General features: G+C 60.8%; 9 protein-coding genes. 2 read left to right on the forward strand and 7 right to left on the reverse strand.

The features are described from left to right. The first annotated feature begins 331 nt into the window (after window positions 1–331). The gene (locus HDG33_RS07190; protein WP_184023422.1) at window positions 332–1,081 is read left to right on the forward strand and encodes a hypothetical protein; all 750 of its coding nucleotides are present in this window, start codon (window positions 332–334) and stop codon (window positions 1,079–1,081) included. Window positions 1,082–1,318: 237 nt separating this feature from the next. Next, on the forward strand, window positions 1,319–1,945 hold the full coding sequence (locus HDG33_RS07195) for a UPF0149 family protein (protein ID WP_184023424.1): 627 nt from the start codon (window positions 1,319–1,321) through the stop codon (window positions 1,943–1,945). A gap of 124 nt (window positions 1,946–2,069) precedes the next feature. On the opposite strand, the gene HDG33_RS07200 is transcribed toward HDG33_RS07195, so the two are convergent. The 7 genes from HDG33_RS07200 to HDG33_RS07230 form a co-directional block, all read right to left on the reverse strand. After that, complete coding sequence (locus HDG33_RS07200; RefSeq protein WP_184023426.1) at window positions 2,070–4,421, reverse strand: DUF3141 domain-containing protein; 2,352 nt, start codon at window positions 4,419–4,421, stop codon at window positions 2,070–2,072. Between the two features lie 489 nt (window positions 4,422–4,910). Next, window positions 4,911–5,828, reverse strand: a complete 918-nt coding sequence (locus HDG33_RS07205; protein WP_184023428.1) for a LysR family transcriptional regulator — start codon at window positions 5,826–5,828, stop codon at window positions 4,911–4,913. Between the two features lie 230 nt (window positions 5,829–6,058). Continuing rightward, entirely contained in the window at window positions 6,059–6,508 is a 450-nt protein-coding gene (locus tag HDG33_RS07210) for a DUF3331 domain-containing protein (RefSeq protein WP_311548226.1), read from the reverse strand. A 165-nt stretch (window positions 6,509–6,673) separates the two neighbouring features. Continuing rightward, on the reverse strand, window positions 6,674–7,549 hold the full coding sequence (locus tag HDG33_RS07215; RefSeq protein WP_184023432.1) for an AAA family ATPase: 876 nt from the start codon (window positions 7,547–7,549) through the stop codon (window positions 6,674–6,676). 544 nt (window positions 7,550–8,093) lie between these two features. Continuing rightward, window positions 8,094–8,759: a TetR/AcrR family transcriptional regulator gene (locus HDG33_RS07220; protein WP_184023434.1), complete on the reverse strand. Its 666-nt coding sequence runs from the start codon at window positions 8,757–8,759 to the stop codon at window positions 8,094–8,096. 415 nt (window positions 8,760–9,174) lie between these two features. Next, window positions 9,175–10,038 (reverse strand): 4Fe-4S dicluster domain-containing protein, encoded by an 864-nt coding sequence (locus HDG33_RS07225; protein ID WP_184023436.1) that lies wholly within the window; start codon window positions 10,036–10,038, stop codon window positions 9,175–9,177. Between the two features lie 10 nt (window positions 10,039–10,048). After that, window positions 10,049–13,027 (reverse strand): molybdopterin-dependent oxidoreductase, encoded by a 2,979-nt coding sequence (locus tag HDG33_RS07230; RefSeq protein WP_184023438.1) that lies wholly within the window; start codon window positions 13,025–13,027, stop codon window positions 10,049–10,051. Window positions 13,028–13,058 lie beyond the last annotated feature (31 nt).

The following is a 13,058-nucleotide window of genomic DNA, read 5'->3' on the forward strand; positions in this document are numbered from 1 at the left end:
AGCCGCACTGCGGTAGAAGAGCAATCTTAATGAATCATACGTGATTATAATATCATATATGATCGATACGGCAAATATGAAAGCTGAGTGCACGGTCAGCGCTTGGCCCGCTGATTTGCGATGGCGGCCGCTTGAGCATCGGCGTGCGCTATCCGGTTTGTGCGAGAAGCGTTCGGTATAGTGGGACGTTGAAAGATGGAAGCTGATCCTGGATGCTTTTTACCAGGCTTCCCGCGATATCGGGCTCCCGACTAATTGGCATCTATCAAACCATCGTTTCCTGGACTCACGGGTAGGCGCGCAGGCAACGCGGTAATGGAGGAGCATCGACATGGAACAGAGCAACGCATTGCCGGATTCGATCCGAGCAGCGATTGAGGCGCACGGCGGTGCAGCGCGATGGGCCGAACTGGCGGAAATCGAGGCGACGGTTTCCGCCTGCGGCCTTCTGTTCACTGCAAAGCGACGGCCAATACTGCGACAAGTGCAGGTTCGCGCGTCGACACACGAGCCTCGTTTCGCTTTCAACGATTTTCCGCATGTTGGCGAAACGAGTGAACTTCAAGGAGAAGAACTTGTTCGCGTCGTCGGGCGAGACGGGGCTATCCTGGCTCGCCGCGACGGACCGCGAACAGCATTTCGTGGCTGGCGACGGCAAATCTACTGGGACGACCTCGACTTTGTCTATTTCGGCGCCTACGCGTTCTGGAACTATCTGACAGCACCTTTCTTATTCTTGCGCGGCGGCTTTACGTTCCAAGAACTTCCGCCACTGGCGACTTCGGCCGGGATATGGCCAAGAATCCGGGCGACCTTTCCCAGCGATATTCCAACGCACAGCCGGGTCCAGGATTTCTATTTCGATAAGCAACATCGCCTTTGCAGGATCGATTACACCGCCATGGTTATCGGACGCTGGGCGCGGGCCGCTCACATCTGCGAGGACTTTCGCGAATTCGATGGATTCCTGGTACCGACTCGCAGGACGGTGAAGCCGCTGCCGGTTGGCAATGCTCCATTGCCAGCTCCGACTCTCGTCGCGATCGAGGTCCACGATTTTCGACCAAGGCCTTCTGATTGACGCCAGTCCAATCGGCCGCGGCGACTGACGAAGCGAGGCGGCCGCGCTCAGGCTCGTGGGATTGCATTTGGCCGGCAACCCGGGGAGCGTGTCAAGGCCGACAAGCTCGCGCCAAAAGTTCTGACACTCGTTGCGACGGGACAGTCGTATCGCGAGATTGGACAGAGGCTTTCCAGTAGCAAGAATACGGTGCTTGCCATCGTAAAAAGGGCGCGCGCCGACGAACAGGGAGTATGAATGAAGCAAGATGCATTGCTCGCGCTGCCGCTGACTGACACGGAGATCGAGCAACTCGATGATTTCCTGATCAGCGATTCGGCTCCGGAAGAGGCGATGGATGTCTCGATGATGGATGGTTTCATGACCGCGCTCGCATCGAGTCCGAACCTCGTCATGCCTACCACGATGCTGCGCTGGATCTGGGATGCAGAGCAAGGCGTGGACCAACCCGCGTTCGCGAACGCCGAAGATGCCGACCGCATCGTCGGCCTGATCATCCGGCACTGGAATGATGTCAATGCCACGCTGCGCAAGACGCCCTGCGCGTATGAACCCCTGGTCCTTGAGCGTGACGGGGATGACGGCCGGGCGCTGTCGATCATCGACGAGTGGTGTGTCGGGTATTACAAGGGCATCACGCTGGATCAGGCAACGTGGTCGCCCTTGATGGCGCAGCACCCTGAATGGTTCACGGTCATCCTGTTGTACGGCACCGAGGCCGGCTGGGATGAGCTCAAGAGACGCAAGGACGGTCTCGACCAGCATCAGGCCTTCGCGGACTCCCTGGCAGACTCGGTACTCCGCATCCATCACTTCTGGATACAACAGGTCCTACCGACAGTGCCGCACTCGCGCAGGCATTGAACACGATCGACAGCGACGACGGCCAGAAGCATGGGCGCAAGATTGCGGCATTGCGCAATGAGCTCGTGGTACTTGACGTGTCCGGATTCCATGGCGGGTTCCCTCACTGACGGGTTGGCGGCACTCACGATGCCGTGGCCCGAACGCGCGGTGGGTGGGCCTTTTGGGGCTGCGACTCGAGCGCGGTTGTCGCGCCGAGCACTGACCTGATGGCGCGCAGCGCCTCTTCCTGCGCGGGTGTCGGCGGGATGCGCAGCACCCGCCGGTCGGCCAGCAGCTTGTCGAGCAAGGTCAGGAGCCGGTTTCGGTCTTCCGGGCTGGCGAGCAGATCGGGCAACGTCTGGATAGCCTGTTGCGGCTCAAAAGTCGCGATGAGTTCCTGCTCCCCGCGAATGCGCCGCCAGTCGGCAGGAGGCAAATGCGGCAGGTCGTCGGCATATTCATCGACCAGTTGCTTGACTGTCTCGATGCGCGATAGCGGCAGCGGCTCGCCCTTTGGCGCGAGCAGGAACGCGGTGCGCGCGACCGCCTCGTTGTAGCCGCCCTGCCTCAGCGAGGCGAGCGCCGCCTGGACGAACGGCAGGCTGCGAGGATCGGCGGTGGCGGACGTGCCGGCCCCATGCTCGCCGAGGCGGTCCGGGTCGTACATTGCGAAAAGATTCGCGTAGATGGAGAAGAACAGTGCTTCGATGCTGGCGTCTCTTACCGCCCGGAGCTGATCGAGCGAGGCGCTAATCAGTTCTGAGCCGCGCTGCTCCATCTTGCGCCAGGGTTCGAGGTCGCTCGAGGGCTGCCGGCTGGCTCTGACAGCATCGGCCATCGGACGCAGCGCGGCCACCCACGGATTCAGGTCCGAGAATGCCCAACGCTGGAGACGCAACGGATGAAAATCGCGCAGCAACCGCGCGGTCATCTCGCTCGACGCATGCTGCACAAAGGGTTGAACGAACAGCTCGTAGGCTCGCTGGTTGAACGCCGACACCACCGCCACGGCCTTGAACGGCTTTTCGTCCTCGCGCCGCAACTCGTTGAAATGCTCGACGGCTTCTTCCAGCCGGTGTTCGGTGAGCGAGACCTCGTATTCCGTTTTGCCGTCTGCGCCCTTTCCCTCCTTGATCGACATGCCGTAGAGGCCCGGCGCGAGCGTCTCGATTGTCTCCAGCACGTTGAAGATTTGCGTGTATTCCTTCTTCGCCACCTTGCCGGAAACAAAGATGCCGAGATGGCCGACGTCCTCGTGCATCAGGGCGACGATGACCTGGCCGCGCGCCTTGATCTCCTCGGTGCTGCTGTAAATGTCAGCGACCCAGTTAAACGCCTGTTGCGGCGGCGTGATGTTGTCGCCCATCGATGCGAAAAGGATGATGGGCGAGCGGATGGCACGCAGATCGAAGGATTTGCCCGACGGGCCGGACACTTCGCCGGACCACAGCTTGTTGCCGATGAAGAGGTTACGGGTGATCCACTCGATCTCTTCCCGGTTCATCAGGTAGTAGCTGCCCCACCACCGCTCGAACTCGATAAAGCGCGCCGGTTCCGTATCGATGTTGGCGAACACGTTGTAGTACTTGTCCCAGAACGTGTTGGCGGGGTTCAAATACTCGAAGTTGTTCACGAGATGCGCGCCGTCGAACTTGCCGTTGCCAAGATCGGCCGCCAGGGACGAGAGCCACGTGCCCCCCAGAATGCCTCCGGCATAACGCATTGGATTGGGCACCTCGCTCTCGCTCCACGCCCCGCTCCAGTAAGACATGGGCGCGCCGTTGACCAGGATGGGACCGGTGTCTTCCGGCGACGAACTGGCAAGCATCATCGCGGCCCAGCCGCCCTGGCAATTTCCGACGATCGCGGGCTTTGGGCTGTCTGAATGCAGTTCGCGCACCTTCCGTACGAACTGCTGCTCGGCCGCGCACACGTCGAGCAGGGTCTGGCCGGGCTCTGGCTCCTGGGAGAACACGACGAAGTAGACGGGATGACCGGCGCGCAGGGCAACGCCGACCTGCGAATCGTCCTTGAAGCCCCCGATGCCGGGACCGTGCCCGGCGCGCGGATCGATGATCAGATACGGGCGCTTCTTCACGTCGACCACGACACCCTCCGGCGGCCGTATCGACAGCAGAGCGTAGTTGACGGGCCGCTCAAAGTGCCTCGCGTCGAGCACTGTGTCATAGTCGAAATGCAATGCCGGCTTGATCCCGGCCTTGTTGCGCTCGATGAACTCGTTGCCGCGTTGACGCAAGGCATCCCAGAACAGGACGGACCGCTGCGCGAAATCGGCCGTATAGTGCCAGGCACCCCATGATGTGAACTGCGCCAGGTTGGGAATGTTGAGCGCGGACGTGCCGTCGCCCCCCTTGATTGCGTCGCTCGTCCTCTGCCCGAACCGTTGCCGGGCCTCTTCCAGGCGATTGTGCAACAGGCGCAGGATTTTCAATGCGATCTCGTGATTGCGTGTCAGCTGTGAAACCTGGTCCATCTCATGAATCTCCTTAAGCGAAGCAACTTAACCCGGCACAACTGCTCATTCCGTTGCCTGGATGCAGAGAAGCTTGGATGCCGACTGGATTACGGGCAGCATCAAGCACAAACAATCCTTCAACTGACAAATATGTCATTTCACGCTGCGTCGCCATCTGGGCACCCCTTACCTCGACCTACTGCGCTTCTTCCTGAATCATCGGCGCTTCGTGCGCAGCCGCCGGGCCGAGCGTCAAGGCAAAATCCCGGGTGAGTTGATGACGGGGCGGGACCACCCGCACTGGCTCACGATGCTGGGACTTGGACCGCTTCAACGGCGGCAAGTCTGAGCGCGGGAGGTCGATACCCAATACCTCCAAATCCATCGGGATACTAACCACAACGTACTTTGTCGCCCCTTTTCGTCAAACGCCCCCTATCGCAGCACACGTCGCACGCAGGCGTTTCTTTCATGCTTCGACCACATGCGGCAGCAATGCGGCGCCACCTAACCAGCAGCGCAAGGTCCCATGCCCCGTTCGAAGAACTCCGCGGTATGGTCGATAAACGCCCTGACTTTCGCGGGCAACAGTGCGCGTCCGATGTATGCCAGGCGGACCTCGGCCAAAGTATCGGCGATCTCGAAGTCTTCCAGCAGACGAACGAGCCGTCCGGCCTTTATGTCCTGCTCAACAAGGGCGATCGGAAGCAGACCAATACCGGATCCTTCGAGTACGATGTCGCGATTGAATATGGGATTGTTCGACGCAATTTCGTAGCTGATCGGGACCGCGATGTTTTCCTGATCCATTCGAAAGGTGACGCATGGTTTGTGCATCGAAGGAGGGACCGTGACAAACACATGGTCGGCCAGGTCAGCCGGATGCCGGGGCCGAGGACGCCTGCCCAGATAAGCTTCCGTTGTGACAATGACCAGCGGCAACCGCTGAAGCAGCCGCGTCACAGCCAGATCCGTCGCCAGCATGAAAGGCAGGACGATACCCAGATCGTAACCGTCGGCCGTCAGGTCCACGGGCCGCTCGGTCAATGTGATATCCAGGGTGACGTTCGGATGCTTGCGTTTAAAGGACGCAATCAGCGGCGCGAGCCACGTCAATGCGGTGGTCGTATGTGCGACCAGTCGCAGCATGCCCGCCGGCAGTCGACCGTGGCCCGCCGCACTGGCTTCCAGGCAATCGAGGTCATCCAGGATGCGACAACATCCATCGTAAAAGCGCTCCGCGGCTTCCGTCAGCGAAAACTGTCGGGTCGAGCGATGGAAAAGTCGCGCGCCCAGGCGCTCTTCCAGCGATGCGATCGCCCGCGAAACGACCGATGGCGAGAGATCCATCATTTCCCCGGCACGTCTGAAGTGTTTGACTTCGACGATAGTCCGGAACAGGCGCAAGCTTTCAATGTATTCCATGGTTCACGTCCCATCTGCTATCTGACGACTTGTGTAGATATCCTTTGGATATCAGTCCTGTTCGTGGACCTGTACCGCACCGCACGCTGTGGAACATAGTCCAATGCCGTGCAACCGCGACAAAGGGTACTGTCCGGTCACGCCTGGTGCGCGAGGATGCGCCTGGTGTCACCACCGCACATGAAAGCGCTGAGCATTCTGCCGTAAAGACACCAGAGAACCGAATCACATCAGATCGGCTGTTCTATCAGGCTAACGCTTCTCGCACAGATCATTGCGTGAGCATTAGCCGGTGTGGGCCCAGTGAGGCGCGGCCTGTAGATGGCATCTCCGACTTCGATTAGCCGACCGGTCAGCGCACAGATGCCTGGCACCCGCGCGACGACTTCGCACCATGTCTGGTATCCATAGTGTCCGCAGCGCGCATCGCACCATGAAACGATCAGTGTTTGCGCGGTCGGTTGGTCGAGTACCCGTATGATTGGTTTGCTGGTCGAAGCGATCGACTGTCGAACCGAGGAACCGTTCAAGGCAGATCCGTGCGCAGTGGCTCGTTCGTTAAGTCTCCAATCGCCAAGCCTTGTGACGGTCATACTCCACGGATCAACAGCGCGATTCATAACCCGGCTCCCTCCGTGCAAGCTCGAACGCTTGCGCTTCGCGTGAGCGCTGCCCACCATAGCTGCTCCCTTCCGTCGATAATTACCGGTCCGATTGCGTCGGCAAAGACCTTTTTGATGTCTTTGACCCTGCGAACATAGTCACGCTTTCATGAACGGCGCCTAACCGAAAAACACCGTGGCCCCGGCAAGTCCCCTGGGTCGGGGAGATCGTTCTTCGAGGCTTTACCGGTATGCTGCTGCCGGGCCCAAAGTCCTATGCGTGCGCTGCCCCCGTGCCGCCATGTGCGTTGTCGCAGGTGGCAGCCAGGACGCTGCGGGCCGCTTCGACCAGGACTGCATATCGGCAGCAACGCGTGCAAAATCGCTCGCCGCCGGGGACCCAGGAAATGCATCGACGACACAGCGCGAAAGCTCTGCCGCTTGCGCGATACACGGATCGATTGAGATGCAGCCTGCCTTGAGAACCGAGACAGCCAGATAATCGCGGGCAATGGCTCCGAGACTTTCCAGCAGCGCGTGAGTGTCCGCTTCACCCTCGAACAGATTCACAATGATGCGGAATTCCTCGATGCCCTGTGCGAGACGCAGGCGCTTCATGCAAACGTAAGTGTCTGCTACTGCAGCGGCCGACAGGTGCATGACGACGATGACGTGGTGGGCTTGCAACGCAAGTGGTGAAAACGCGCCGTTGCCGGCAAGCTCGGCATCAATCAGCACGATGTTCGGCGGGCTCGTGAGCACCGCGTCGTACTGCAGGCCAGCGAAGTTTTCGTGATCCGTATGGCCGGTGCCAGTCGAGTGGAACTGACGTCGACCACGGTCAACGGCCAGCACGCGCGGCAAGTTGCGATGTATCGCGGGAACGAACACGCCTGCGGCGTGAATGTCTTGAAGCATTGTGCTCGCCGACCGCGCGCCAGGACATTCGTCCACCACCAGCACGTCCATACCCTGTCTGGTCAGCGCCATCGCGAGGTTGACAACGGCAGTTGTACGGCCGACTCCTTTCGAGCCGCTTGTGACAGCGACCACACGCGTAGCACTTTTGGCGAACATCTGGCGCAACCCGAGCGCCTGTCCGGAGACTATATCCTTCACTGATTCCCCCACGTATCGAGACCTCCGCGCCCATCACGAGTAGCGTTGACGGCCCGCGCGCCGTCGGTCATAACGACTTTCCGATCGCACGTTTCATCGACGCGTGAATTGTACGCTCTCTCGTCACTACTGACAACTAAATCAGAAATGGTTTACATGTCAGATATGGGTGACAGATGCAAAAAACGCGAACGGCGGGTTGGCCCCGAACTCATCTGGTTCTTTCTTGCACGTCGGGAATTGAAATGCTGCGCGCTGCCTGAAAATGGAGGTAGCGGTACGTCTAGCCGGCTACAGCAAGGCTTGACGCCGTGCCTTTCGGGTCGTCTCGATCAACAGCCGAAGGCGCTTGGGGTGCGGCCAATGTGCTGTTGTGGCGAGCGGGGGTGGAGTGACACCTGTCGATGCCTCCGACTGATGCCCGCGGTAACTTATCGAGCGGTTGCGTCGCCTTGGCGACAGCTCGGCGCCGCCATGCCGCGTTCACTCGGAAGGGGCTGCCGCGGGAATTGGGCTGTGCCAGTCCATTCAGTCATATGAGTCGCTATGGTGCGCCCATGGGTACGTCCGGGCGACGATTGTCGTAGACTGTTTCTTCCGGCTGTCGCGACAACACGCACGAAAAAAATCCGGCAAGCACTGTCTGAAGCACCTTGTCGCTCACCGTTTGCGGACTGCACATCCTGAAGAACTGCACACCCTCGCACAGGCTCACCAGGCCAACCGCGAGAGCCTCGGCCTGCAGGGGCAACGGCCTGCCGTTGCGCTCCGAAAGCATGCAGATGTGCGCGCTGATCTGTTCCAGCTTCTCCTGCCGGAAGGCGTTAATGCGCTCCCGAAACGGGGTGTCCCGGCACGCGAGCAACTGGGCCTCGACCCAAAGTGGAAAGCAATCGTGTTCAACAATAGATTGGCCGTAGTACGCGATGGCGCGGTCCTTCATTTCATCGGGCGTGCCGCCCTTCTCCATCATCGCCAGGAGATTCGTCCGCGCCCTATCGTCGTCGCGGCGCAACAACCTGAACAGCAGATCCGGCTTGCCGCCGAAGTTTGAGTAGAACGCGCCGCGCGTATAGCCAGCCGCCTCAGCGATGTCCTCCACGCTTGTCGCGGCGAATCCCTTTTTAACGAACATCTTCCGCGCAGCCTCAAGCAGGCATTCGCGCGTCTGCTCTCTGCGCTGTGCCCGCGTCAGGCGTTCCCGCTTCATGGCATAAAGTACCGGTCAGGCCGACATCTGCGGTGCCGCCAGATCGGCATGCCTGTCAGATGACGGTTTTCGCAATGATCCGTCGACGCCCGATCAGGCCGCCTCGTGGTTTATGTGACATTAAACTCATATCTGATTTTACTGTCAATAGCGACGACGAAATCTGGCAAACGTGAGGAGAAGTCGGAACCGCCATACCGCGCACTGGTATTCCGGACCAAGGCATCCAGACGCCCTTCGGAAAAGCGCAGAGGCGCGCTTCGCGAGGACGTCGTGAGCTTCCTTCGTCCGGTTGGAAGATCTTCGGGCGATAGCGTGCGGCCTTGAGTCGGCCGGCGACTGCATACGTCGCCCATCCTGAAGCGTGAGCGGTCCGCCCGTCTCATGCCAAGCAGCTTCGTTGCGGTGCCCATGATCACGCGACTTCCATACCGCTTGTCGACTGTGCGAGGCTGAGCTCCCCAAGGTAAACGCTTTCGCCCAATTCGCATTTGCGCCAGGCGCTGCCGAGGGCATGACGTATTTCGACTCTGTAAAGACCGCTTCCCTTGGTGAGACCACCGAAGCGGAAATCGCCGAAGCCGTCAGAGACAGTCTCCGCCACCTTCTGATTGCCGAGGTAAAGGGCTACGACCGCATCCGTGACGCACTCGACGACATCTCCCATCCGCGCGCTGACGCTTCCGCCGATGAAGCAGGTTTCCCAGCGCTCGAGGTCGCTGTACCACACGCGCGGTTTCGTGCCCAGGTTAGGCCGCAAGACCTTGAGCCCCTCGCGCTGGGCCTTCTCGGCCATCGCCGCGTCATCGAGCTTGACCGTCTCGAAGACGTCGGTGGGGCACGACTGCTGGCAACGCGGCTGCGGCCAGCCCTGGTCGAGTAGATGTGCATCGAAAATCCAGGTCTGCGGCAGTTGCAGCTCATCGTTCCAGACGATCGCCTTGTACGGGCAGGACTTCACGATGTCCTTGCGGCCCCGAGCCTTGTCCGGATCGATGATGACGACGCCGTCGGCGCGCTTGCGAATGGCGTCGCCGCCCACCCGCATGCACGGTGCCTCGTCGCAGTGGTTGCACATGACCGGCAGATACGTGGTTTCGACCATATGCGAGTCGCCCTGGACGCGGCGCAGAATCCGGATGGGGCTGTCGGCGTTGGCGGCGGCTGGCGCGGCATAACCGGGGAAGTCGTTGCCGACGTGCTCGTCCCGCGCGGCGATCACGCAGTTCTGGCAGTTCTCGCAACGCCCCACTTTGATAATCAGGTTCCACTTGCTCATTCGAAATTCCTCACGCGGCGCGACCGAGCATGAACGCTTCGGTGCCTAGCCACTTCTCGACCTGCACCAGGCAGGAATTTGGGCTCATGCTGCTCGTGCCGGCGGTTTGAGGCCGGTCAGGGGTGAGCATGTTCATGCAACCGCCAATCTCGACGCACTCGCCGTCTATTTCGACCAGCTGAAATTCGGCGCTCGCCTCATACGACTTGACCACTCCCGCGCTAACCAGCGGCGAGACGTCGGCTGCGCAAATCACCGCGCCGCGGTCGTTGTACACCTTGACGAGGTCGCGGTGGGCAATGCCTCGAATGGCCGCGTCGGCCGGACCTAGCCTCAGCAGCCAGAAGCGATGGCCACCAATCAGCGCGCGATGGTCATCGATGCTGTTGACCGAGGAGTTCTTGCCATCACAATGGGTATGGAAGCTGTAACGGCTGTGAGTGGCGATCAACTGCAGCGGATAACGCTGAGCCAGGTCCGAACGCAGCCCCTCCCAGGACGGGATGTATCGGTTGAGCGGTGGTCGCTCGGGATTGTCCGCAGTGTGCCGCTTCAGCAACTCGGGCACGAACTCCAGCTTGCCGCTCGGCGTCTGCAGGCCCATGCCGAATTTCTCAGCGAACTGCGACGGCAGTGGATGGGGTTCCTGCAGGTCCTTGCGCCGTCCCTCCGCGAACCAGCGCATGTCCACCGGATGGCGCAATTCGGGCTTCTCGGGCGGCACGACGAAATAGCCCTTGCGGCAGAACTCGCGCCACGAAATGTGATCGGGCAGATCCGACGAGTCGAAGACCCGCTTGACCCAGTCCAGCTCGCTGCATCCCTCGGTGAACACCCCGCCAAGGCCCAGCCGGGTCAGGATGGCAGTGAAGATGTCGTAGTCGGAACGGGACTCGCCCAAAGGCTCGATGCACTTGTGCTGCAGCGTCATCACGCGATGATTGACCGTGCTAAACCCATGGTGCGCATAGCCGCCGGAATTCGCCCATTCGCCGATGTCCCAGCGCTCCAGCGCGGTGCATGCAGGCAGGATGATGTCGGCGAACTGGGCCTCGCCCTCCATCCAGATCGACTGGTTGACCACGAACTCGATGCTCGGGTGCCGGTAGGCTTCAGCCCAGCGTCCGGAATTCGTCACCGTGCTGAAGGCGGATCCGCCGTAGCGGTAGATCATGTGGATCGGCGAATATCCGGGCATGGGGTAGCTGAACGGCGCGAACTGGGCTTCCTGGGACATGCCGTCCCAGAGGTAGCCCGTCGCATGGCCGTTGATGATGGCGTCGGGCAATTGCTGCCGCGGGACCATTTGCTTGACCGGATTCATGGACAGAATGTGCGGCATGCGCTGGTAATTGTTCACCGCATTGGCGGTCCACGCCAGGTCGCCGGATATGCCGCCGTCCGCGTAGCCGGGGAAATAGAAATGGAGGTCGTGGGGCACGCCGGCCTCAAGGCAGCCGAAATTGACCCCCGGCTTACCCCAGCCCTGCATCGCCATCATCATGATCATGCAGCGCGCCCATTGCGCTCCGGTCGCGCCGCGGCCCGCGCCGCCGAATCCCGCGCCGGTCATCCCGACCGCGAGATGGACCTTCCTGTTCCCCCATCGGCGCGCAAGCGCACGGACGTCCTTGGCGGGCACGCCGGTTTCGCCCTCCTGCCACTCGGGCGTCTTGGGAACGCCGTCGGATTCGCCCAGAAGATAGGCCCTCCACTCGTCGAAACCGGTCGTGCGGGTGGCGATGTAATCCTCGTCGTACAAGCCCTCCACGGCCCATACGTACATGATGGCGGTGGCGAGAGCAGCATCGGTTTGCGGTCGGACCGGAATCCAGCGCCCGCCCAGCAACTGCGCGGTGGGGTTGCAGTGTGGGTCGATATGAACGAACTCAATGCCGAGTTCCTTTGCCCACAGGCGCCGCGGAGTCCCCTCGAATCCCGCATAGGCCCCGTTGGTACTTTCGGGGTCGCAGGACCAGAACACGATCATGTCGGCTTCCTTCAGGCAATCCTCGACGCCACCATAGCCGGATGGCACGCCAACGCGCATCGAGTTGCCGAAATGATGCATGGCACCCCAGTACCAGCCTTCCCAGCTATCCGGATTGGCCGCGACCCGGGTAAAGCCGATCAGGTTGGCAAAGCGCGTCAGCGCGCTGAGGTAGTAACCCACGTTGCCCCACTGGTGATGGGACGACATCGGGAAGGTGATGGAACCGGGACCGTGAACGCGCTTCTGCCGGTTGATTTCCCTGGCGACAATGTCCAGGGCCTCGTCCCAACTGATACGCACATAGCCGGATTTGCCCCGGTTCTGGGGATTGCGTTCGCCGTCAGGGTCGAAGTCGACCCGCTTCATGGGGTGAAGGATGCGCTTGTCGGAATAGACCAGCGACTTGAGCGTCAACGCATGGGGCGCGACCAGGCCACGCCGTGGCGGGCTGAAACGGCGGCCGCGCGCCTCGATCACATAACTTGGCGCATCCGTGCTGTCCAGCTCGATGGGCGTCACCCGAACGACGCGGCCATCCTTGACGTAGACGAACAGAGGCCCGCCGTTGGTGCAGGTGGTGTAGCGGCGGGTGCCGTCGCGCAAAGGCGTGCCCATCGGCAGGCCGACGGTCCGCATCATGCTCAGGGTCTGCATTAGCCAAACCAACAGTTCGTCCTCGCCCTCGGTGACCACCTTGAAGTTCTTGGCAGCGTGGATGATTTCGCCCTGGTCCGGATTGGGAGAAAAGAACTTCAGGGCGGTGGCGACATCCTTGAAGACCATGCTCACGTCGGGCCGCGGATGCCTGCCGGCGCTAGAACGGACGCGTCCGTTCCTGAACTTGATGACGCGACCGATGCTTCGATCCGCGAGTCCGATCCAGGCGACGAGATCGCGCTCCTTCAGGCGATCACGATAAGCGGGAAAGCGGCGTGCCGTCAGGTCAAGAACCTTGGGCAAAGCAAAAAGAATAGTCTTGAGGACCTGTCGTTTCATTATTCGATCCAAAGGGAAGCGGGGTGCGCTA

It is taken from the genome of Paraburkholderia sp. Cpub6 (assembly GCF_014201065.1).
Classification (GTDB): domain Bacteria; phylum Pseudomonadota; class Gammaproteobacteria; order Burkholderiales; family Burkholderiaceae; genus Paraburkholderia; species Paraburkholderia tuberum.